The sequence below is a fragment of the Nocardioides secundeburneus genome (assembly GCF_039939255.1).
In the GTDB taxonomy this organism is placed as follows: Bacteria; Actinomycetota; Actinomycetes; order Propionibacteriales; family Nocardioidaceae; genus Nocardioides.
Genome location: NZ_JBDUUE010000004.1, coordinates 38,682 through 61,463, shown reverse-complemented (window position 1 = coordinate 61,463; position 22,782 = coordinate 38,682). Strand labels below are relative to the sequence as shown.

At 73.2% G+C, this 22,782-nt stretch carries 19 protein-coding genes; 13 read left to right on the top strand and 6 right to left on the bottom strand.

What is annotated here, in order from left to right:
* Positions 1 to 85: 85 nt before the first annotated feature.
* Positions 86 to 586, top strand: coding sequence for a hypothetical protein (locus tag ABFT23_RS11260; protein ID WP_347895180.1), 501 nt, complete (start codon positions 86 to 88; stop codon positions 584 to 586).
* A gap of 57 nt (positions 587 to 643) precedes the next feature.
* The gene (locus ABFT23_RS11255) at positions 644 to 2,161 is read left to right on the top strand and encodes a flotillin family protein (RefSeq protein ID WP_347895178.1); all 1,518 of its coding nucleotides are present in this window, start codon (positions 644 to 646) and stop codon (positions 2,159 to 2,161) included.
* 44 nt (positions 2,162 to 2,205) lie between these two features.
* Here ABFT23_RS11255 and ABFT23_RS11250 read toward each other — a convergent pair whose 3' ends face one another.
* Positions 2,206 to 4,704 carry a CHAT domain-containing protein gene (locus tag ABFT23_RS11250; protein WP_347895176.1) on the bottom strand — a complete coding sequence of 833 codons (2,499 nt, stop codon included), beginning with the start codon at positions 4,702 to 4,704 and terminating at the stop codon, positions 2,206 to 2,208.
* An 89-nt stretch (positions 4,705 to 4,793) separates the two neighbouring features.
* On the opposite strand from ABFT23_RS11250, the gene ABFT23_RS11245 reads away from it, so the two are divergent.
* Positions 4,794 to 6,176, top strand: coding sequence for a S8 family peptidase (locus ABFT23_RS11245; protein WP_347895174.1), 1,383 nt, complete (start codon positions 4,794 to 4,796; stop codon positions 6,174 to 6,176).
* 4 nt (positions 6,177 to 6,180) lie between these two features.
* Here ABFT23_RS11245 and ABFT23_RS11240 read toward each other — a convergent pair whose 3' ends face one another.
* The 4 genes from ABFT23_RS11240 to ABFT23_RS11225 form a co-directional block, all read right to left on the bottom strand.
* Positions 6,181 to 6,621: a hypothetical protein gene (locus ABFT23_RS11240; protein WP_347895172.1), complete on the bottom strand. Its 441-nt coding sequence runs from the start codon at positions 6,619 to 6,621 to the stop codon at positions 6,181 to 6,183.
* Positions 6,618 to 7,190, bottom strand: a complete 573-nt coding sequence (locus tag ABFT23_RS11235; protein ID WP_347895171.1) for an RNA polymerase sigma factor — start codon at positions 7,188 to 7,190, stop codon at positions 6,618 to 6,620. The genes ABFT23_RS11240 and ABFT23_RS11235 overlap by 4 nt, the downstream gene beginning before the upstream one ends.
* A 114-nt stretch (positions 7,191 to 7,304) precedes the next feature.
* Positions 7,305 to 9,488: a HelD family protein gene (locus ABFT23_RS11230; protein WP_347895170.1), complete on the bottom strand. Its 2,184-nt coding sequence runs from the start codon at positions 9,486 to 9,488 to the stop codon at positions 7,305 to 7,307.
* Positions 9,489 to 9,621: 133 nt separating this feature from the next.
* The gene (locus ABFT23_RS11225) at positions 9,622 to 10,383 is read right to left on the bottom strand and encodes an enoyl-CoA hydratase family protein (protein WP_347895169.1); all 762 of its coding nucleotides are present in this window, start codon (positions 10,381 to 10,383) and stop codon (positions 9,622 to 9,624) included.
* 56 nt (positions 10,384 to 10,439) lie between these two features.
* Here ABFT23_RS11225 and ABFT23_RS11220 point away from each other — a divergent pair, with 56 nt between their 5' ends.
* From ABFT23_RS11220 to ABFT23_RS11175, 10 genes are all read left to right on the top strand, one after another.
* Complete coding sequence (locus ABFT23_RS11220; RefSeq protein WP_347895168.1) at positions 10,440 to 12,128, top strand: molybdopterin-dependent oxidoreductase; 1,689 nt, start codon at positions 10,440 to 10,442, stop codon at positions 12,126 to 12,128.
* Between the two features lie 94 nt (positions 12,129 to 12,222).
* On the top strand, positions 12,223 to 12,945 hold the full coding sequence (locus ABFT23_RS11215; RefSeq protein WP_347895166.1) for a fasciclin domain-containing protein: 723 nt from the start codon (positions 12,223 to 12,225) through the stop codon (positions 12,943 to 12,945).
* A 39-nt stretch (positions 12,946 to 12,984) separates the two neighbouring features.
* Positions 12,985 to 13,599, top strand: a complete 615-nt coding sequence (sigK, locus tag ABFT23_RS11210) for an ECF RNA polymerase sigma factor SigK (protein WP_347895164.1) — start codon at positions 12,985 to 12,987, stop codon at positions 13,597 to 13,599.
* Positions 13,596 to 14,303, top strand: a complete 708-nt coding sequence (locus ABFT23_RS11205) for an anti-sigma factor (protein ID WP_347895162.1) — start codon at positions 13,596 to 13,598, stop codon at positions 14,301 to 14,303. Before sigK ends, ABFT23_RS11205 begins: the two co-directional genes overlap by 4 nt.
* Entirely contained in the window at positions 14,303 to 16,288 is a 1,986-nt protein-coding gene (locus ABFT23_RS11200) for an FAD-dependent oxidoreductase (RefSeq protein WP_347895160.1), read from the top strand. The genes ABFT23_RS11205 and ABFT23_RS11200 overlap by 1 nt, the downstream gene beginning before the upstream one ends.
* The gene (locus ABFT23_RS11195; RefSeq protein WP_347895158.1) at positions 16,285 to 17,532 is read left to right on the top strand and encodes a cyclopropane-fatty-acyl-phospholipid synthase family protein; all 1,248 of its coding nucleotides are present in this window, start codon (positions 16,285 to 16,287) and stop codon (positions 17,530 to 17,532) included. The genes ABFT23_RS11200 and ABFT23_RS11195 overlap by 4 nt, the downstream gene beginning before the upstream one ends.
* Complete coding sequence (locus ABFT23_RS11190) at positions 17,529 to 18,857, top strand: cyclopropane-fatty-acyl-phospholipid synthase family protein (protein WP_347895156.1); 1,329 nt, start codon at positions 17,529 to 17,531, stop codon at positions 18,855 to 18,857. The genes ABFT23_RS11195 and ABFT23_RS11190 overlap by 4 nt, the downstream gene beginning before the upstream one ends.
* 262 nt (positions 18,858 to 19,119) lie before the next feature.
* The gene (locus tag ABFT23_RS11185; RefSeq protein ID WP_347895154.1) at positions 19,120 to 20,052 is read left to right on the top strand and encodes an Ltp family lipoprotein; all 933 of its coding nucleotides are present in this window, start codon (positions 19,120 to 19,122) and stop codon (positions 20,050 to 20,052) included.
* Between the two features lie 41 nt (positions 20,053 to 20,093).
* On the top strand, positions 20,094 to 20,915 hold the full coding sequence (locus ABFT23_RS11180) for a DUF1295 domain-containing protein (RefSeq protein WP_347895152.1): 822 nt from the start codon (positions 20,094 to 20,096) through the stop codon (positions 20,913 to 20,915).
* Entirely contained in the window at positions 20,912 to 21,676 is a 765-nt protein-coding gene (locus tag ABFT23_RS11175; RefSeq protein ID WP_347895150.1) for a serine hydrolase, read from the top strand. Before ABFT23_RS11180 ends, ABFT23_RS11175 begins: the two co-directional genes overlap by 4 nt.
* A gap of 17 nt (positions 21,677 to 21,693) precedes the next feature.
* Here ABFT23_RS11175 and ABFT23_RS11170 read toward each other — a convergent pair whose 3' ends face one another.
* Complete coding sequence (locus tag ABFT23_RS11170) at positions 21,694 to 22,779, bottom strand: YihY/virulence factor BrkB family protein (RefSeq protein WP_347895148.1); 1,086 nt, start codon at positions 22,777 to 22,779, stop codon at positions 21,694 to 21,696.
* Positions 22,780 to 22,782: the final 3 nt, after the last annotated feature.

The following is a 22,782-nucleotide window of genomic DNA, read 5'->3' as shown; positions in this document are numbered from 1 at the left end:
CCGGACGGTCCCGCAGGGCAGACCGGGTGCAGACCAGGCGCGGACCGGTGGCGGCACGACCCTGCACCCCGGACTAGGGTGGGGCATGGCCCTCTTCGTCGCGCTCGGCGTCATCGGACTCGTGGTCATCGCGGTCGCCCTCGTGCTCGGCGACGTCTTCGACTCCTTCGGTGGCGACTGGTTCGCCACCGAGGTCGTGGGCGCCTTCGTCTCCGCGCTCGGCTTCGGCGGCGCGGTGGCGCTGCAGGCCGGGGCGCCCGACGCGGTCGCCGTCGGGGTCGGGCTCGCAGCCGGCGTGGTCTTCGGCGTCGGCGCCGGCGCGCTGACCCGCCTGGTCCGCGGCGGCGCGACCGACGACGTGCCCGAGCCCGACGACGTCATCGGCCGCGAGGGCCGGGTGCTCTCGGCCGTGCCCGACGAGGGGTTCGGATCGGTCGAGATCTGGGTAGGAGGCCACACGCTCCGCTTCAACGCCCGCGCCGACCTGGCCCTCGAGGCGGGCACGAAGGTCCACGTGACCAGCGTGCTCTCCCCCACCGCGGTCACGGTGTCGCCGCTGTGGAGCGCACTGCCCCCGGCCGACTGACTCCCGCCGCACCACCCCCACGAATCGCACAACTCAACACCCACCAGAAGGAGCCTCATGTTCGACTCCGCCCTCGGCCCCGTGATCGGGCTCGTGGTCCTCGTCCTCCTGCTCGTGCTGCTGATCACCAGCCGCTACAAGGTCGCCGGACCCAACCAGGCGTTCATCATCACCGGCCGCAAGGGCAAGGCGGTGCTCAACCCCGAGACGGGGCAGCTCAGCACCGACCTGTCGGGCCAGAAGGTCGTGCTCGGCGGCGGCGTCTTCGTCATCCCGTTCGTGCAGAAGCAGGCGACGATGGACCTGTCGTCGCGACGCATCACCGTCGCCATCCGCGGCGCCGTGTCCGGTCAGGGCATCAAGCTCAACGTCGAGGGTGTCGCCATCGTCAAGGTCGGCGGCAACGCCGACCAGATCCGCCTCGCCGCGCAGCGCTTCCTCAGCCAGCAGCAGGACGTCGAGCCGTTCACCCAGGAGGTGCTCGCCGGTGCGCTCCGCTCCATCGTCGGTGGCCTCACGGTCGAGCAGATCATCCGCGACCGCGCCGCGTTCGCCCAGCGCGTGGCCGACGAGTCGGAGAACTCCCTCACCGGCCAGGGCCTGATCCTCGACACCTTCCAGATCCAGGACGTCACCGACGACGGCAGCTACCTCGCCGACCTCGGACGTCCCGAGGCCGCCCGCGTCAGCCAGACCGCCCGCATCGCCGAGGCGAACGCCCGGCAGGCGGCCGAGCAGGCGCAGATCGCCGCCGAGCAGGAGATCGCGGTCTCCCAGCGCACGCTCGCGCTCAAGCAGGCCGAGATCAAGGCCGAGACCGACGCGGCCGCGGCCACCGCCGCGGCGTCCGGCCCGCTCGCGCAGGCCGACCGTGACCAGGCGATCCTCCTCGAGCAGGAGAAGGTCGCCGTCCGGCAGGCGGCGCTGACCGAGCGCAAGCTCGAGACCGAGGTCCGCAAGCCCGCCGACGCCGAGCGCTACCGCGTCGAGCAGGAGGCCGAGGCCAAGCGCTCGGCCGAGATCGCCGCCGCCGACGCCCGCAAGGCCGCCACCATCGCGGCCGCCGAGGCCCAGGCCCAGCAGGACCGGCTCTCCGGAGAGGCCGAGCGGGCCCGCCGGTCGGCGCTGGCCGAGGCCGAGGCGATCGAGGGCGCCAAGCGCGGTGAGGCCGAGAAGGCCCGCCGCGTCGCGGAGGCCGAGGCCACCCGCGCCGAGGGTGAGGCCCAGGCGGCCGCCACGCTCGCCGTCGGCCAGGCCGAGGCGGAGGCGATGGACAAGCGCGCCGAGGCGTTCGCCCACTACAACGACGCCGCGGTGCTGCAGATGCTCATCGAGGTGCTGCCGAAGATCGCCAAGGAGGTCGCGGCGCCGATGGCCGCCATCGACCAGCTCACCGTGGTCTCCACCGAGGGCGCCGGCGCACTGCCGCGCCAGGTCAACGACAACGTCGTCCAGACGCTGTCGATGCTCAAGACCACCACGGGCATCGACCTCGAGGCGCTGCTCAAGCGCACCACCGAGGGGGCCACGGCCACGCTCGAGTCGAGCTCGTCGGGTCAGGCGTCGCAGGCCTGACCCCCGTCCGCCCCGGCGCGCACCCGCGTCGGGGCGGACGCCGGCTAAGCGCCCATCGCCACGAAGCTCGCCGCCGTCGCCGCGGCGACGCCGCCGGCGCCCGACCGCAGGCGGCACAGGGCCGCGGCCGGTTCGAGGCCGGCGTCGAGGTGGGCGTGCAGGTCGACCATCAGCGCGGCGGTGGCGTCGTCGTTGACCTCCGCCACGCTGCACACCAGGCCCGCGGTGCCGAGCGCGAAGAGCGCCGAGGCGAGCCCGAGCAGCTCGTCGGCACCGACGGGGGCGAGCACGCCCGACTCGCACGCCGAGAGCACCACGCGGTGCGGCGCCCGGTCGAGGCGCTCCAGGTCGTAGACGGTCAGCGGACCGTCGGCCAGCTCGAGCGCCGAGAACAGCGGGCTGTCGGCGCGGAACCGGCCGTGGGCGGCCACGTGGGCGAGCGCGGCGCCGTCGAGGGCCGCCATCGCGGCGCCGACGGTGGCCCGGTCGCCGTCGAGCAGCACGGCACCCGGACGACGCCCGGCCAGCACGGGCACCTCGGCCCCGCCCGTGCCCAGCCCCGGCCCGGCCAGCAGGACCAGCGGAGCGCCGGTGGGCGCCCGGACGGTGTGGGCCCGCAGCCACTGCGCCGCCGACGGGACGACGGCGAAGGGCCGCCCGGCCAGTGCGGGCAGGAGCGCCCACGGCACGCCGTGCAGCCGGCCGGTCGGCACGACGGTGACCGGCCCGTCGGGCAGTCGTCCGGCCGCGTCGCCCAGCAGCTCGGCCTGCAGCAGCCGGCCGAGGTCACCGGGGGCGAACGGCCGTCCGCGCGCGGCCCGGCGCAGCACGAACGCCGCCGACCGCGTGAGTGCCAGCGCCGCCGTCGTCGTGCCGGCGACGTGACGGCGCACCCGCCCGTCGTGGACGACGAGCACGTGCAGCACGTCGTCGACGTCGACGAGCTCGACCAGGCAGCCGTCGCCCACCTCGGCGACCAGGCGGGCGACGTCGAACCGCTCACCGGCCGGCCCGGTGCCCGACTGGCGGTGGTGCTCGGCGCGCACCGCCCGCTCGAGCCGGGCGCGCTCGCCCTCGAGCTGGTCGGTCGGGGCGCCGTCGGCGCGGGCCTCGGCGAGGCGGCGTCCGTTGTCGCGCAGGGCGGCCAGCGACGCCAGCACGGGCTCGTCGCCGGGGGTCACCGACGGCTGCGCGAGCGCCGTGGCCCGCCAGCGCTCGCTCCAGCGCAGCAGCGTGCGCGGGTGGTGGACGGCGTGGCGCAGCGCCAGCGTGGCGAGGTCGCGGCCGTGCGTGGTCGCGAGCGCCCGCAGCTCGGTGCTGCCGAGCGTCTCGCGGTGCTCGTCGAGCGCGTCGAGACCGCGGCCGCAGGCCCGCAGCACCCGCCCCGGCGCGCCGTCCTCGTCGTGCAGGAGCGCGGTCGCGAGCCATCCGGAGGCCCGCACGAGGTCGCGGCTGCTGCGCCGGTAGGTCGCGGCGTCGGCGAGCAGCGTGGCCCGGTGGTGCGGGGCGAGCGAGGCGGCCAGCAGCAGCGCCGGGGGGCTCAGGTCGGAGCGGCTGCCGTGCAGCTCGGCGGCCACCCGCAGTGCGCCGGCGCGCCACGGCGCGCCCCGCCGCAGGGCCCGCCGGGCCCGCAGCTCGAGCTGACGGTTGCCGAGCCGGGCGAACAGCCGCCGGGCCTCGCGGGCGTGCTCGCGCGCCCGGTCGTCGTCACTCGCGGCCGAGGCCGCCTCGGCGACCACGAGGTGCAGCCACGCCACGTTCTGCGGGAACGCCGGCCTCCCCAGCGCGCTCGAGGCCACCGCGACGGCGTCGTCGTGGAGGCCGGCCCTGATCAACGCCTGCGCCCGAGCGATGGCGAGGTGGGTGCGCTCGTGCCCGAGCTGGTCGTAGCGCTCGTGCACGGCGTCGTAGATGGCGAGCGCGCGGGGCAGGTCCCCCTCGGCCTCGGCCACCTCGCCGAGGTTCTGCCGCGCCCAGGCCTCGTCGAGCTCGAGCCCGGCCGATGCGAACAGGGCCCGGGCCCGCTCGGTCTCCGCGCGGGCGACGTCGGTGCGACCGGCCTCGAGCGCGTTCCAGCCCAGGTTGTGCCGCGCGCGGGCCTCCCACACCCGGTCGCCGGCCGCCGCGAAGAGGTCGACGGCGGCTCCGTAGTCGTGTCCGGCGTCGTCGTGGCGCCCGAGCAGGCCGAGCGCGGCGGCCCGGCGCATCAGCGTCATCGCCCGGTGGTCGCCCGCCACCGCGGCGGCCGCGTCGAGCTCGGCGAGCCCCGCGCGCTCGCGGCCCGCCACGCAGAGCGTCATGCCGAGCGTGGCGCGGACGTCGGCGGCCAGCGCCGCGTCGCCGGTCGCGGTCGCGACGGCCACGGCTCGCCGCAGGTGCCGCAGGGCCAGGCCGACCTGGTGACCGTCGCGCAGCACCACGCCGAGCGTCCGGTGGGCCAGCGCCACCCCGGCGGCGTCGCCCCGCGCGGCGATCACCCGGCGGGCCGCCGCCGTGGCCGCGGACGGGTCGTCCATCGCCAGCTCGAGCAAGTCGTCGACCATCGTGTCGGCGTCCCCTGTCAGACGTTTACCAGGCTCGGGAGCAGCAGTACCGTAACCGCGCGCCCGGCACCACCACGAGGAGAGTCGCCATGCAGCTCAAGCCACGTCAGCTGGTCGCCGTCGCGGCGCGGGCGCCCCGGCGCGCCCGGCGCCTCCTGCACGACGTCCTGCCCACCTCGGCGCCGCTGGTCACCGTGTCCGGCGGCGACAGCGGCCGACAGCCGCGCGAGGTGCGCGACCGGGTGCACGCGCAGGTGCAGCTCGTGCGCGAGGCCTACGGCGACGACGTCGCGGTGTGGAGCGCGACCGGGCACGACGGCGACGCCGAGTTCCTCTACCACCCGCGCCGGCTGCTGGTGCGCTCGCGCGACGTCGAGCGCGTGCGCGAGGCGTTCGAGGCCGACAAGCACTACGACGGCGTCGGCGAGGCCGACCGGTCGAGGCTCGACGGCCTGGTCGTCTACACGCCCCCGGCCCGGCGCCGCTCCGACGTCAACGCGCTCCAGGCGGTCGCCGACCTCGAGCGCCGCCTGCCCCCGGGCGTCGTCACCCTCGACCACCTGCTCCACGTCTCGGGCGGCACGGGGCGCCTGTGCCCGGCCACCGAGCCCGAGCTGCCGCCGTCCGAGACGCCGCTGCCCGCGGTGACCGACGACGCCGACGCCGGTCGGGGCGTGCGGGTCTCCGTCGTCGACACCGGGTGGTGGCCGAAGGCGGCCGCCCACGACTGGCTCGACGACGACGGCATCGAGGGCGACGTCGAGACGGTCGACCCGACGAAGATCCATCCGTACGCCGGCCACGGCACGTTCGTCACCGGGGTCCTGCGGTGCCTCGCGCCGGCCACCGACGTCGAGGTCGAGGGCGTCCTGACCACGGGCGGGGCGATCTACGAGTCCAAGATCGTGGAGGAGCTGCACGAGGCGGTCACCGACCCCGACGGGCCCGACCTGATCAGCATCTCGGCCGGCGGCCGCACCCGCAACGGCGCGCCGATGCTCTCGTTCCTCGTGCTCCGCGACGACGCCCGCCACGGCCTGAAGAAGCGCAACGGGCGCCCGGCGCTCATCGTCGCCGCGGCCGGCAACGACGGCGCCGACTGGCCGCTGTACCCCGCGGCCTTCGACTGGGTGCTCTCCGTCGGCTCGCTCGACGCCGACGGCTCCGTGTCCGACTTCTCGAACTACGGCGACTGGGTCGACGTCTACGCGCGCGGACGCGACCTCATCAACGCCTTCCCGCACGGCACCTACACCTGCCACGAGCCCGACCACCTCGGTGAGGTGCGCGAGTTCGAGGGCATGGCGCAGTGGAGCGGCACGTCGTTCTCGACGCCGGTGGTGAGCGGCACCCTCGCCCGCTACATGAGCGGGGGGATGTCGGCCCACGCGGCGAAGGCCATGCTGATCTCCGACGGCCGGCTGATCACGGCACCCGACGGCAGCACCGGCTTCGCGGTCGCCGAGTTCTGAGGCCCTAGAGGTTCACCCAGGGGCTGGTGAGGGTGGCGTCGGCCGACCTCGCCACGAACCGCGTCGGCCCCGGCTCGACGCCCTCGAACCGGAAGAACCCCGCCGCGTCGACCTCGACGACGACCTCGTCGCCCTCGGGCCGCTGCAGGTGCAGGGTCGCGTCGGCGGACGGCACGACCTGGCCCACGACCTCGGTGCCGTCGTACTCGATCTCGAGCGCGAGGGCGCCGCTGCCGAACGAGAGCGACCGGGGCTCGTCGTCGGAGCCGGCCGAGCGGACGGCGGCGCCGGCGTCGAGCGCGGAGTCGTGGAGCAGCTCGGCGAGCTCGGCGTCGACCGTGCGCCAGGTGAACGCGGCGCGCGCGGCCTGTCGACGTCGCTCGCCGACGTCGGCCGCCTCGGCGACGGCGGCGGCGAGCTCGGCGAGGAGCTGGTCGTCATTCATGCGAGGACCTCCCCGAGGTCGTGCAGGGCGCGGGTCTTGCGGAGCTGGTCGAGGGCGCGGGCCCGGGTGGGGCCGATGCTGCCGATCGGGATGCCGAGACGGGCGCTGATCTCGGCGTAGGCCAGCGGCGGGTCGGCGAGCAGCAGGAGCAGCAGCTCGCGGCGCGCCGCGGGCAGCTCGGCGAGCGCCTCGCGCAGGGCCTGACGCCGCTCGGCGGCCACGAGGTCGTCGCCGGCGACGTCGTCGGTGACGGCGTCGAGCACCCGCGCGTCCTGCGGGTCGGCGACACGGGTACGGCCGCGGGCCGCGAGCACGCGGAGGCACTCGTGGCGCGTCGTCGTCCTGATCCAGCCGGGGAGGGCGGCCGGCTCGCGGAGGCCGTCGAGATGCTCGACGAGCCGGAGCCAGACGGTCTGGCTGACGTCGTCGGCGTCGGCCTCGGAGAGCCGGTGCCGGCGCGCGACCGCACCGACCAGCGGGAGGAAGCGCTCGACGATCGCGTCCCAGGCATCCGCATCGCCCCCTCGAGCTGCCGAGACGAGGTCGGTCAGGGGGTACGACGCGTCCATCGTGGTCGACCCTCCTCCGCGGCGTGGGCGTGCGATCAGCACACCGCCGCGGCATCGTCTCGCACAACCGGAGGGTTCTGCCACTGCTCCTGATACACGGCCCGCGCGAGCGGGTCAGCTGACGGTGGTGAGCAGCTGCGTCGCGCGGGTGAGCACCACGTAGAGGGTGGCGCGTCCGGTGGCCGACTCGTCCTCGATCTCCTGCGGCCGGACGACGACGATCGCGTCGAACTCCAGACCCTTGGTGTCGAGGCCGGTGAGCACGACGACCCGGTCGTCGCCGGACGGGGTGACCGACGAGTCGACCGACGCGCGGGCGGCGGAGGCGTCGTCGGCGAGCTCGGGCCACGAGGCCAGCCAGGCGTTGACCTCCGAGCGCCGCGCCACGGGGACGACGATGCCGACGGTGCCGCCGACCTGGCCGGCGACGTCGACCACGGCCTCGCGCACGGCGTCCTCGAGGTCGGCGACGGGCCCGACGACCCGCGGCTCGACCCCGGTCGACCGGACGGCGGTGGGCAGGTCGGCGTCGAGGCCGACCCGGCGGGCGTAGGCCTCGGCGAAGGCGTAGATCTCCGAGCTGTTGCGGTAGTTGGTCGAGAGGTGGAAGGCGTGCACGGCCTTGCCGGCCAGGGCCTCGGCGCGCGCGGCGGCCGACTCGGCCGGCACGGGCCACGACGACTGGGCCGGGTCGCCGACGATCGTCCACGACGCCGTGCGGCCACGGCGTCCGACCATGCGCCACTGCATCGGCGTGAGGTCCTGGGCCTCGTCGATGAGCACGTGGGCGTAGCCGTCGTCGTCGATGGAGTGGGTGGGCGGCGCCCACGCGCGACCGGACGGGGCGTACTCGCGGTCGGAGGCGGTCATCAGCTCCTGGATGTTGACCGCGCCGTCGATGAGGGCGAGCGGGTCGTCGCGCTCGTCGTCGGCCTTGGCGGGCACGTCGCCGACGGCGTAGCGCAGCTCGTCGACGAGCGGGACGTCCTGGATGGACAGCTCGCCGGGCAGGCCGGTCCACGACTTGAGCAGCAGACGCTGCTCCTCGGGCGTGACGACGCCGTCGCCGACGCGGGCGAGCAGCTCGGGGTCGCGCAGCCACGACAGCACGTCGGGCGCGGTGACCGGCGGCCACCAGGCGACGGCGAAGTCGAGGAACCCGTCGGTGCCCAGCAGGTCGTCGTCGAACGACTCGCGACCGCGGTCGCGTCCGCGGGTGCTGCGCACCTGGCGCCACATCGCGTCGAGCAGCGCCTTGGCCACGCGCGGCAGCTGCTGGTTGCGCCGGCCCTGCGACATCAGCTGGCGCCGGATGCGGCCGAGCGTGCCGCGGTCGAGCACGAGGGTGTTGTCGTACCAGAACAGCCGGAACTCGCCCGGGCTGCCCGGCGCCTGCTGGCGCGCGGCGCGCCGCATCAGCTCGGCCATGCGTGCCGCGCCCTTGACGTCGGCGACGGCCGGCTCGTCGTGCCGGGTGGCGCGGACGCCGTCGACGACCTCGCCGAGCGAGCGCAGCGCGACCGCGGTCTCGCCGAGCGAGGGCAGCACGCGCTCGATGTAGCGCATGAACACCCCGCTGGGGCCGACGACGAGCACGCCACCGGTCTCGTAGCGGCGTCGGTCGGTGTAGAGCAGGTAGGCGGCACGGTGCAGCGCGACGACGGTCTTGCCGACGCCGGGGCCGCCGCTGATGGTGGTGACGCCCTTGTGCGGGGCCCGGATGGCCTTGTCCTGCTCGGCCTGGATCGTCGCGACGATGGAGTGCATGGTGCGGTCGCGGGCCCGGGAGAGCTGCGCCATCAGCGCACCCTCGCCGAGGATCGGCAGGTCGTCGACGTTGGCCTCGGCGTCGAGCAGCTCGTCCTCCACCCCGACGACCTTCGTGCCCTGCGAGCGCAGCACCCGGCGCCGGACGACGTCGTGCGGCTCGGCCGCAGTGGCCTGGTAGAAGACCGCGGCGGCCGGGGCGCGCCAGTCGATGAGCAGCGAGTCGCGGTTCTCGTCGCGCAGCCCGATGCGCCCGACGTAGCGCGGCTCGGGGTCCTTCTCGGGGCGCAGGTCGAGCCGGCCGAACACCAGGCCCTCGTGCGCGGCGTCGAGCTCGGCGAGCCGCTTGGCCGCCTGGAACACCATCGCGTCGCGCTCGACCAGGCCACCCTCGTGACCGAGCTGACCGCGGTTCTGGCCCTCGCGCGCCAGCTGCTCGGCCGCCTTGCCGGCGTCGAGGAGCTGACGGTGCACGCGATCGACGAATGCCTGTTCGCGAGCGATCTCCTGCTCGACGAGCTCTTCTGACACGGTGCCCCTCACACTTCCCGACTGCCGAACGGCAAGTCGTCGAGTCTACAAAGGGAATCGCCGTCGTGTGACCGGGTTCGGCACACGTTCACCACTCGCGCCGTGTGAGATGCGTCCGTAGGCGGGTGCGCCCTCACCCCTTCTTGCGGTTCAGGAACGCGGTCATGGCCTCGCGCGCGGCGTCGGAGGCGAACAGGCGCGCGGAGAGCTCGGCCATCTCGTCGGCGCGGGCGTCGATGCGGTCGAGCAGGTCGCGGGCCAGCAGCGCCTTCGTCTCGCGCAGTCCCTGCGGCGCGCCCGTGGCGAGCTCGGCGCAGACGGCGGCCGCGGCGTCGTCGAGCTCGGCGGTCGGGACGGCGCGCGTGACCAGCCCCATCGCGACGGCCTCGGTGCCGGTGAACGGCGCACCGGTGAGGCACGTGTACGCCGCGGCCCGCGACGTCAGTCGGGGTAGCACGGTGAGCGAGATGACCGCGGGGGTCAGGCCGAGCTTGACCTCGGTGAGGGCGAACGTGGCGTCGTCGGCGCAGACCACGATGTCGCACGCGGCGACGATGCCGATGCCACCGGCGCGCACGGGCCCGCGGACGACGGCCACGGCCGGCTTCGACATGCCGACCAGGAAGCGCTGCAGGCCGACGATCGCCTGCACGCCGTCGGAGTTGCCGTTCGCCGCGGCCTCCGACAGGTCGGCACCGGAGCAGAAGACCCGATCGGCCGAGGTGACGACCACGACCCGGACGTCGTCGTCGGCGTCGGCGCGCTCGAGGCGGTCGGCGAGCTCGGTGACGAGCCGGCGCGAGAGCGCGTTGCGGTTGTGCGGCGAGTCGAGCGTGACGGTGGCGACGGGGCCGTCGACGGTGAGGTGGACGAGCTCGGAGGTGACGTCGGTCATGCCGCGCATCTTGCCGCAGCCCCATCCGTCCGGCCGGGTGGCGACGAACACACGCCATGGTCTCCCGCTGGCTCTACGCCGTTTTCGGCCTCGTCTCCGCCCTCGTCGGCCTCGCCGTGGGGCACCTCGTGGCCGCGTTCACGCAGCCCGACTCCTCGCCCCTGCTCGCCGTGGGCTCCTACGTGGTCGACCTCGGCACCGACGGCAGCATGGCCGGCATCAAGGACTGGGCCATCGAGCAGTTCGGCGACAACGACAAGGTCTTCCTGGTCGGCTCGGTGATGGCCGGCGTGGCCGTGCTGGCCCTGGTGGCCGGCCTCGTCACCCGCCTCGGCTTCCGCTGGGGCGCCCTGATGATGCTGCTGCTGGTCGCCGTCGCCGGTGCCGCCGTCGTGGTGCGCCCGCTGTTCGAGGTGCTCGACCTCGTGCCGACCGTCCTCGCGGCCGTGTTCGCCGTCGCGAGCCTCTACCTGCTCGACCGCCTCGGTCGGGGTCTGCCGGTCGACCCCCGAGCCCGGTCGAGCGCCGAGGTCGCCAAGGCCGAGGGCGCCCAGGCCGCCGTGGTCGACCCCCTGGCCAAGCCCCGCGCGGTGCTCACCGACGCCCCCGTGCCCGACGAGGCCGACGTCGTCATCTCGCCCGGCGGCGAGGCCGAGCCGGCCGGCGCGTCGTCCCAGCCGTCACGTCGTGGCGTGCTCATCGCCACGGGTGTGCTCACCGCCGCGGCCGCCGTCATGGGTGGCGCCGGGCGCCTGATCGGCCAGCTCCGGCTGCGTCCGGAGAACTTCGACCTGCCCACCGTGGCCGCCGCCGAGATCCCCAAGCCCCTGCCGATGGACCTCAGCAAGACCTACTCCGGCATCACGCCGCTGCAGATCTCGCGCAACGACTTCTACCGCGTCGACACCCGTCTCGACGTCCCGCTCGTCGACTCCAACAGCTGGTCGCTCGAGGTGACCGGCGACGTCGAGAACGAGTTCACCCTCAGCTTCGACGACGTCCTCGACATGCCGCAGGTCGAGCGCGACATCACCCTCACCTGCGTCTCGAACAGCGTCGGCGGCAAGTACGTCGGCGGCGCCCGCTGGCAGGGCGTGCTGCTCAAGGACATCATCGACCGCGCCAAGCCCGGCAGCGGCGTCGACCAGATGATGGCCCACGACTTCGACGGCATGACCATCGGCACGCCCTACGACCTGCTCACCGACGGCCGTGAGGCGCTGCTCGCCATCGGCATGAACGGCGAGCCCCTGCCGCGTGAGCACGGCTTCCCCGCACGCATCATCATCCCCGGGCTGTACGGGTTCATCAGCGCCACGAAGTGGGTGACCAAGCTCGACTTCACCACCTACGCCGCCGAGGAGTCCTACTGGACCGAGCGCAAGTGGGACACCCGCGCCCCGATCAAGCCGTCGGCCCGCATCGACACACCCCGGGGTGCCACCCCGATCCCGGGCGACCAGGTCATCATCGGCGGCGTCGCCTGGGCGCAGGACAACGGCGGGGTCGCGAAGGTCCAGGTGCGCATCGACGGCGGCCCCTGGGTCGACGCCACCACCGGCCCCGACGTGAACAACGTCTACTGGCGCCAGTGGTACTACGACGCCACCGGGCTCGAGTCGGGCCAGCACAACGTCTCGGCGCGCATGGTCGACGGAGACGGCCAGACACAGACCGACGCGCGCGCCAACCCGTTCCCCGGCGGCTCCAGCGGGCTCCACACCCTGCTGTTCAACGTCGAGTGACCCAGATCACCGAACGGGTGGCAATCGCACCCATCCGGTCCCCGCGCAGCACCGAACACATCCCGTAAGTCCCCAAACGGAAGGCACCACCGCCATGAAGCTCCAGACGCTCCGTCGCAGCACCGCCGCTGCCGCTGTTGTCGCCCTGTCCTTCACCTTCGCCGCCTGTGGCAGCGAGGACGACGAGAGCGGCAGCGACAACACCGACACCAGCTCGGAGGCTGCCCCCGACACCAGCGACTCGGCCGACGCCCCGTCGGAGGACACCTCGTCCGACGCCGCCGGCGACGACCAGTTCGCGGCCGTCTTCGGCTCCGCCTGCTCGGGCCTGCCGGGCGCCGGCGAGCCCGGCTCCCTCGACGGCATGGTGACCGACCCGGTCGGCACCGCGGCCAGCACCAACCCGCTGCTCGGTACCCTCGTCACCGCCGTCCAGGCCGTTCCCGGCCTGCTCGACACCCTGAACGACGAGTCGGCCCAGTACACCGTCTTCGCCCCGGCCGACACGGCCTTCGAGAAGATCCCGCCGGCCGACCTGCAGGGCCTGCTCGACGGTGCTGCCGAGGCCGACAGCCCGCTGGCCCAGGTGCTCCAGCACCACGTCCTCGCCGAGCGCGTCGACCCCGACGCCATCGACGGCGAGCAGACGCCGCTGTTCGGCGACGCACTGACGATCGAGGGCGACCCGTCCACCGACCCCGACGGCGTCACCGTCACCGACGGCGTCGCGACCGCCAAGGTCCTCTGCGGCGGCATCCCCACCGCCAACGCCACCGTCTACGTCATCGACACGGTCCTCACCGGCCCGCTCGCCTGACGTTCGACACCCGAAACACGTACCAGGCATCATCGACCCATGAGTGGTCAGAGCCCCGAGCCCGCCGGCACCCTTCACGGGGTGCCGGCGGCGCCCGGCGCCGGGCTGGCCGCGCAGCTCGGCGGTCTCCTCCAGCGCGCCGCGCGCGGCGACCAGGCAGCGTTCGCCGACCTGTACGACGCCACGTCCTCGCGCATGTACGGCCTCGCCGTCCGCGTCGTCCGTGACCCGGCGCAGGCCGAGGAGGTCACCCAGGAGGCCTTCCTCGAGGTGTGGAAGACCTCGAGCCGCTTCGACCCCGACCGCGGCAGCGCACTGTCGTGGATCCTCACGATCTGCCACCGCAAGGCCGTCGACCGGGTCCGCTCGGCCGAGGCCGCCACGCGACGAGACACCTCGTACCACCAGCAGAACAGCACGATCGACCACGACGCCACGTCCGACGCCGCGCAGGCCTCCATGGAGGCCCAGCGGGTCCGCAAGGCGTTGGGCGGGCTCACCGACGTCCAGCGTGAGGCCATCGAGCTCGCCTACTTCGGCGGCTACACCCACACCGAGGTGGCCAGCATGCTCGACCTGCCGGTCGGCACCGCCAAGACAAGAATCCGAGACGGCCTGATCAGGCTGCGCGACAAGATGGGAGTGGGGCAGTGAGCGTCGACATCCATGCGCTCTCAGGCGCCTACGCCGTTGACGCGCTCGACGAGTTCGAGCGTGCCCAGTTCGAGCGTCACCTCGCCGGGTGCTCCACCTGCCGCGACGAGGTCGACTCCCTCACCGAGACCGCGACCCTGCTCCCCGAGACCTCGGCCCTCTCCGCTCCCGACTCGCTGCGCGCCTCCGTGCTCGCCGAGATCCAGACCGTCCGCCCCCTCCCGCCGGTCGTGGTGGCCGCCGCCGAGCGAGGACGGTCGACCCGCCGCCGATTTCCGGCTCTGGTCGCAGCAGCTGTGGCGCTGATCGCCATCGGTGGCGCCGGCGCCACCGTGTGGCACAACGCCCAGGACGACGCCCCGGCCGGCGTCTACGACCAGGTCGCCGCGGCGTCCGACGCCGAGGTCGTCGCCGCCTCGCTGCCCGACGGCGGCACCATCAAGCTCGCCCACTCGCCCTCCAGCGGCGAGGCGGTGCTCAGCGCGACCGACCTCGCTCCCCTGCCCGACGGCCGCACCTACCAGATGTGGCTCGACCAGGACGGCGAGATGGTCTGGGCCGGCTTCCTCGACGACCCGGACTCCGGGGCCGTCCTGCACGGCGACCTGAGCACGGCCACCAGCGCCAACATCACCGTCGAGGACTCCGAGAAGGCCGAGCACCCCGACCTGCAGCACTTCGTCGGCGCGGTCGAGCTCGCCTGATGGCCCGACGCATCGCCGTCGTCGGAAGCGGCGTCGCGGGTCTCACCGCGGCCTACGTCGCCTCCCGCACGGCCCACGTGACGCTCTACGAGGCCGACGACCGGCTCGGCGGCCACGCCGACACGCACGACGTCGTCGACCCGTCGTCCGGGCGCACGCTGCACATCGACACCGGGTTCATCGTGCACAACCCGCGCACCTACCCGGTGCTGCTGCGGCTGTTCGCCGAGCTCGGCGTGGCCACGCAGCCGTCGGAGATGTCGATGTCGATCGCCGACGACGGCAGCGGCCTCGAGTGGGCCGGCGCGCTCGGCCGACGTGGGCTGTTCCCGACGTCGGCCAACCTGCGCAACCCGCGCTACCTGGCGATGCTCGTCGAGATCCCGCGCTTCCACCGGCAGGCGAAGGCGCTGCTGTCGGTCGACACCGACACCCGCACGCTGCGCGAGTTCCTCGCCGAGGGCCGGTTCTCCGACTACTTCGTGCGGCACTTCATGGAGCCGGTCGTGGCGTGCGTCTGGTCGTGCGACCCGGCCGTGTCGCTCGACTACCCCGCCCGCTACCTGTTCACCTTCCTCGAGCACCACGGCATGCTCGGCATCTTCGGCTCCCCGCAGTGGCGCACGGTCGCCGACGGCTCGCGCTCCTACGTCGAGCGCGTCGGTGCCGCCCTGCAGGAGGTCCGCCTCGGCGCCAAGGTCACCTCGGTGCTCGAGACGGCGTCCGGCGTCGAGGTGACCGACGGGTCCGGCACGGTCACCGCCTTCGACGCCGTCGTCATCGCCACGCACCCCTCGCACGCCCTGTCGATGCTGGCCGAGCCGACCGACCTGCAGCGCGAGCTGCTCACCGCGATGCCCTACTCCCCCAACACGGCCCTGCTGCACACCGACACCTCGGTCATGCCGGCCGCCGGCGACGCGTGGGCGTCGTGGAACTTCCGGCGCCCCGTGGCGAACCGGTCGGGCGAGGTGGTCGTCACCTACGACCTCACCCGGCTGCAGCGGCTCGACACCGAGACCCACTACCTCGTCACGCTCGGCGGCGACGACCTCGTCGACCCCGCGCTGGTGATCGACCGCATGGAGTACGAGCACCCGCTCTACAACCCCACGTCGGTCGCCGCACAGGCCCGGCTCGGCGAGATCGACTCCGACCGCGTCGTGTTCGCCGGCGCCTACCACGGCTGGGGCTTCCACGAGGACGGCGCCCGCTCGGGCCTGGCCGCGGCCACCCGCCTCGGACTGTCGTGGCCCGAGGTCACGCGCACCGTCGACCCCGGCGTGACCACCGGCGTCTACGACACGACGATCGCCCACACCCGGCGCGGGCCGTTCAAGCGCCGCTTCACCCACCGCTCGCACACCTGGGTGGTCGACCTCGACGACCTGCCCGACCACGGCGTCCTCGGCCGGTTCGAGGCCCGCGACCACCTCGGCTCGCCCGACACCTCGATCCGCGCCAACGTCGTGGCGTTCCTCGGCCTGCACGACATCGAGGTCGGCACCGGCAAGATCTTCATGGCCGCCCAGGCCCGGGCGTTCGGCTACTGCTTCAACCCCATCAGCGTCTTCTGGTGCCACGACGAGGCGGGCCGGCTCGTCGCGACGGTCGTCGAGGTGCACAACACCTACGGCGACCGCCACGCCTACCTCGTCCAGACCGACGAGCGGGGCCGCGCCCGCACACCCAAGGCCATGTACGTCTCGCCCTTCCACGGCACCGACGGCACCTACGACCTCACGGTGCCGCCCCCGACGACGGCGTCGGGCAGCCGCCTGCACGTGGTCGTCGAGCTGACCTCCGACGGCGGCCGACGCTTCTCGGCGTCCATGAACGGACAGCCGTCGTCCACCACCCCGCTACGTGCCGCGCCCGCGGCGCTGCGGGGCTCGTTCCTCATCCGCGCCCACGGCATCTGGCTGTGGCTGCGTCGCCTGCCGGTGCGCCCGCGCCCGGCCCACTCCCAAGAAGGTGTGCAGTGACCGTCGCTCCCGCTCGACTGAGCGCCAACCACTGGCCCGGCCTCGACGTCGTCCCGTCCGGACCACGGTCGAAGGTCTCGGCCCGCATCGCCCGCCGGCTCTTCATCACCGCGATCAACCGGCTCGACGTCACCGTCCTGGCCGGCGACGAGCGCTGGGGCCGGGGCGGCCCGGTGGCCGTCGTCCACCGACCCGAGGAGTTCTTCGCCCGGCTCGGGCGCCACCAGCTGATCGGCTTCGGCGAGGCCTACCTCACCGGGGCCTGGGACGCCGAGGACGTCAGCGGCTTCCTGCAGGTGCTGGCCGCCGAGATGGCGACCCTGGTGCCCGAGCCCCTGCAGCGCTTCCGCGCCGTGGTCGCCAAGCGTCAGCCGCGTCGGCAGAAGAGCTCGGCCAAGAACTCGCGGGCCAACATCGCGCACCACTACGACCTGTCCAACGAGCTGTTCCAGCTCTTCCTCGACCCGACCCTGAGCTACTCCTCGGCGCTCTTCGACGGCGACCCGGCCACGGCCACGGCGTCCGACCTCGAGGCGGCGCAGGGGCGCAAGATCGAGCGCCTGCTCGACGAGGCGGGGGTCGGCCCGGGCTCACGCGTGCTCGAGATCGGCTCCGGATGGGGCGAGCTGTGCATCCGCGCCGCCCGTCGCGGTGCCACGATCACCTCGTTGACGCTGTCGGTGGAGCAGAAGGCGCTCGCCGACGAGCGCATCGCCGCCGCCGGCTACTCCGAGCAGTGCTCGGTGGAGATCTGCGACTACCGCGAGGTCTCCGGCTCCTACGACGCCGTGGTCTCGGTCGAGATGATCGAGGCGGTCGGGTTCGACTACTGGACGACGTACTTCGAGACGATCGACCGGGTGCTCGCCCCGGGCGGCAAGGTCGCCATCCAGGCGATCACGATGCCCCACGACCGCATGCTGGTCACGCGCAACACCTATACCTGGATCCACAAGTACATCTTCCCGGGCGGCTTCCTGCCCTCGGTGCGCGTCATCGACGAGATCACGCGAGAGCACACGTCGCTGCGCATGGCGCCGGCGTTCGCGATGGGCCAGCACTACGCGCAGACGCTGCGGCTGTGGGACGAGGCGTTCCTCGCCCACCAGTCCGAGGTGGTGGGTCTCGGCTTCGACGAGACCTTCCTGCGCATGTGGCACTTCTACCTCGAGTACTCCCGCTCCGGCTTCGCCTCGGGCTACATCGACGTCAACCAGCTGACCTTCGCGAGGGACCTGCCATGAGCGACACGACCGACACCGAGACCGGCACGACGACGTCCCGAGGGCACAGCGGCGGCGTCGCCCAGCAGCTGGCCGACGCCGTTGGCCCGTTCGTCGGCGGCGAGCTGCCCGTGCGCCTGCGCGCGTGGGACGGCTCCGAGGCCGGCTCGCCCGACGGGCCGCTCGTCGTCCTCAACTCCGTCGACGCCGTCCGCCGGCTGCTCTGGCACCCGGGCGAGCTCGGCGCCGCGCAGGCCTACGTGACCGGCGAGCTCGACGTGCCCGAGCAGGACGGGTGGGACCTCGACAAGGCGCTGACCTACGCGTTCGCCGTCGCGAAGGAGCGCGGCCTGTCGGGCACGCGGTTCTCGCCGTCCGCGATCGTGAAGGCGATCCGGGCCGCGGTCGACCTCGGCGCCGTGTCGCGCCCGCCGGCGGCGCCGGTCTCGCAGGCCAACATCAAGGGCCGCCTGCACTCGGCGCTCCGCGACCGCCGCGCGATCAGCCACCACTACGACCTGTCGAACGAGTTCTACTCGCTCATCCTCGAGCCGAACATGGCGTACTCGTCGGGCTACCACTCCTCGCCCGACCAGCCGTTGCAGGAGGCGCAGGAGGCCAAGCTCGACCTCGTCTGCACCAAGCTCGGCCTCACCGAGGGCTCGACCCTGCTCGACATCGGCTGCGGCTGGGGCTCCATGTCGTTGCGCGCGGCCGAGAAGTTCGGCGCCCGCGTCGTCGGCGTCACCATCGCGGCCGAGCAGAAGAAGTTCATCGACGCCCGCATCGCCGAGCGCGGCCTCGCCGACCGCGTCGAGATCCGGCTGCAGGACTACCGCGACATCCCCGAGCGCGACCACTTCGACGCCGTCAGCTCGATCGAGATGGGCGAGCACGTCGGCCAGAAGAACTACCCGACCTACGCCTCCGTGCTGCGCCGCTCGGTCAAGCCCGGCGGCCGCGTGCTCATCCAGCAGATGTCGCGCACCGGCAAGTGGCCCGGCGGCGGACCGTTCATCGAGTCGTTCATCGCCCCCGACATGTACATGCGCCCGGTCGGCGAGACCGTCGCCTTCCTCGAGCGAGGTGGCCTCGAGGTCCGCGACGTGCACGCCCTGCGCGAGCACTACGTGCTCACCGTCGCCGGCTGGCTCGAGAACTTCTACGCCAACCGCGACCGGCTCGTCGGCCTCATGGGCGAGCACGGCGAGGAGATCTACCGCGTCTGGGAGCTCTACCTCGTCGGTGGCTCCATGGCCTTCCGCGACGGCCGCATGGGAGTCGACCAGATCCTGATGGTCCGTCCCGACGGCCCGCACGACCTGCCGGCGGTGCGCGGCTTCTGACCTGGTGGCTCGGGCGCGGCCCGGCCCAGCCGGGCGGTAGGTGAGCCACCGTTCCGGCCCCTCCCCGACCACTACTCGGTGGCTCACGCACCGCCGACGGCGACAGCTCGGAGCAAGCCGGCCACCTGACCGACGGGTAGCCGCTGGCCCGATCGAGGCATCTCCGGCAACGGTCGGTCACTGCGTCGTGGTTCGGCGACGTTGAGTCGGAGGTCGAACGCATGCTTCTCCGCGTTCCACCACACGACGACGGAGACCCTCGATGAACGACCCGACCGGCCAGCACGGCCAGTTCCAGCCGCCCCCGCCCCCGGGCATGTACACGGACCCCGACGGCTCCGGCTACCGCCGCTGGTGGGACGGGCGTCAGTGGCACCCGGTCCAGCAGCCGCCGGCCCAGGACCCCGGCCCCGGCACGGCGCGCAAGGTCGCGACGTGGGTCAAGGCGCACCCGAAGACGAGCGGCGGCATCGCTGCGGTCGTCCTCATCGCCGCCATCGCCGGCGGCTCGGGCGACACCGACGCCGATCCCAGCCCCGAGCAGGCCGCCGACCGGTCCGAGACCGTCGTGCAGGCCGACGTCGAGAAGGCCGGCGAGGTCGTCGACGCCGAGCCGGCCCCGGTGCCGGTCGACACCGACGGCGACGGCGTGACCGACGACGTCGACGTCCGGCCCGACGACCCGTCGATCCAGACCGACGACGACATCGACACCGACAAGGACGGCGTCCCCGACCACCAGGACGCCTTCCCGAAGAACGCCGAGTTCAGCCGCGACACCGACGGCGACGGCTCCGCCGACAGCATCGACGACTTCCCGAAGGACGACCGCTACACCACCGACTCCGACGGCGACGGCGTGGCCGACTCCGTCGACGACTTCCCTCAGGACGCGAGCCGGTCCGAGATCACGTCCGGCATGCAGAACGCGATCGACTCGGCGGAGAACTACCTCGACTTCTCGGCGTTCTCACGGTCGGGCCTCATCGACCAGCTCGAGTTCGAGGACTACTCCACCGACGACGCGACGTTCGCCGTCGACTACCTCGACGTCGACTGGAACGAGCAGGCCGCGAAGTCCGCCGAGAACTACCTGAGCTTCTCGAGCTTCTCCCGCCAGGGTCTGATCGACCAGCTCGTCTTCGAGGGCTTCACCTACGAGCAGGCCGAGTACGGCGTCAGCAAGGCCTACTGATCCACCACGAGGGGTGACCCGTCGTACGCCAGACTCGACCCATGGACACCCTGCCTCTCGTGCTGCTCGCGCTGGGCGTCTCGCTCGCCACCGTCGTCGTCGGCATGACCGTGACCGCGATCCGGATCGAGCAGCTCGACAAGGCCGCGGTCGTCGACGTGACCTGGGGCGCCGGCTTCGTGCTGGTCGCCCTGGTCACGGCGGGCGTGGCGCTGGCGAGCAGCGAGGGCGAGCCGTGGCGCAGCGCGCTGCTGGTGGTGCTCGTCGCCGCCTGGGGCGGCCGGCTGGCCTGGCACGTGCGCAGCCGGGCGGTCGGGGCGCACCAGGGCAAGGAGGATCCCCGCTACGCGGAGATGCTCGGCGGCTCGGTCTCGGAGGTCGGGCTCGGCACCGTCGTCCGGCGGGTGCTGCTCGTGCAGGGTGCGGCGCAGTGGTTCATCGCCCTCCCCGTGGCGCTCGGGATGTTCCTCGAGGTCGAGGTGTGGCCCGCGGTCGTGGTCGGCGTGGTCGTGTGGGCGGTGGGCTTCGCCTTCGAGACCATCGGCGACCGGCAGCTGACCGCCTACAAGGAGCGGCCACGCGACCAGCGCCCGCAGGTCCTCGACACCGGACTGTGGGCCTGGACGCGCCACCCCAACTACTTCGGCGACGCGACCGTGTGGTGGGGCCTGTGGCTGGTGGGCGGTCTCGCGTCCGGCTGGGTCGTCGGGCTCGCGACGGTGCTCTGCCCGGTGGCGATGACGTTCTTCATCCGCAACGTCACCGGGGCCAAGCTGCTCGAGAAGACGATGTCGCAGCGGCCCGGGTGGGACGACTACGCGGCCCGGGTGCCGTTGTTCTTCCCGCGTCCGCCGCGCCGATGAGCGGCGTCTCGGTCCGGGTGGTCGACGTCGACCGCGACCTGGTGCTGCTCACCGAAGGCCCCGACGTCGTGCGCCGCACGGCCAGCGTCGCGAAGGTGCTCGTGCTCTCGGCGCTCGCCGCGGCCCTCGACGACGGCCGCGTCGCCGACGACGAGGTGCTCCGTCGCGACACCACGCCCCGAGTGGCCGACTCCGGCCTGTGGCACCGCATGGCCGTCGACGCCCTGCCGGTGCGCGACGTCGCCCTGCTCGTCGCAGCCGTGAGCGACAACTGGGCCAACAACGTGCTCGTCGAGCGGCTCGGCCTCGACGCCGTCAACGGGCTCGCCGCCGACCGCCGGCTTGAGCACACGCGGCTGCACGACGTCGTCCGCGACGAGCGCGCGCCCGAGGACCCGCCGACCCTCAGCAGCGGCACCGCCCGCGAGTGGACGACGGTGATGGCCGACCTGCACCGCGGCGCATGGGTGTCGCCGTCGGTCTCGCGCCAGGTGCTCGACTGGCTGGCGGCCGGCACCGACCACTCCCTCGTGGCGGCCGCGTTCGAGCGCGACCCGCTCGTCGTCGATGCCCTCGTCGTCACCAAGACCGGCACCGACGAACGCGTGCGGTGCGACGTCGGGCTCGTGCGCGGACCCGCTCGCACGCTGGCCTACGCCGCCCTCGGCAACGGCGCGCCCGGCGAGCTCGTGCCGCGCCTGCGGCGCATCGGGCAGCAGGTGCGCGACCTGGCCTGGGGCGCCGACGTCGTCACCGCGTGACCTCGTCCTGACGACGCTCAGTCCGCGACCGAGGCCTTCGGCGGCGGGTCGGGGTCGACCGTCGGCTGCACGGCACCGTGCAGGTCGGGCTGCTTCTTGTCGGGCTCGAGCACGATCTCGTGGGTGTCGCCGTCGCGGCCGTCGAAGCGGACGACGACGGTCTCGAAGCCCTTGTGGCGCTGCATCTGTGCGTACATCGCGTAGGCGCGGCGGTCGGCCTCGGTGAGGTCGACGGCGTCGGTGAACGGCGTCAGGAGCGCCCGTGGCCACAGCCGCCGGGCGAGCACGACGTTGACCTCGACGCCGATGATCGACATGACCGCCGCGATGTAGATGAGACCGACGAGACCGAGCACGAAGCCGAACGTCTGGTTGAGCGCGGCGGCGCCGGTGAGCACCTTGGTCACGTAGATCGTGCCGAGGTACTGCAACAGCTGCCAGAGCAGCGCGACGGTGAACGCGCCCGGGGCGGCGCGGGTGATCCGGTGGCTGCGGGCCGAGGCGAAGCGCATCAGCACCGTGAGCACGAGCCCGACGACGAGCACGGTGGCGGCCTGGATGGCGAGCTTGATCGTGGTGTTGACGCCCTGGCCGAACACCTCGGTGTTGCTGCCGAGCGCCGAGATGACCGACACGGCGATCACCGCCATCCCGGCGAACATCAGCAGCAGCAGGCTCTTGAGACGCAGCAGAAAGGGGTTGGGCCGGCTGTTGCGCGGGATCGCCCAGGCCGTCGCCATGAGGTTCTGGATCGCCTGGCCGAGGCCCAGGGCACCGTACGTCGCGGCGAGGGCACCGCCGATGACGGCGCCGGCCGAGCCCTGCAGGCCCTGCGGGCGGCCGAGCTCCTGACCGACGATCGGGAACTGGCTGAGGGCCGAGTTCAGCACCTGCTCCTGCAGCTCGGGATTGCCCTGCAGGATGAAGCCGAAGATGGACGACGCCAGCAGCAGCAGCGGGAAGATCGCCACGAACGCGTAGTAGGTGATCGCCGCGGCCAGGTAGTTGCCCTGGTCGTCGAAGAACTTGTAGATCACCGCGAGCGGGAACCCCAGCACGCTGAAGCGGCGCTGGGTGCGGTCGGCCTTGCCGATGGCGCTCATCGG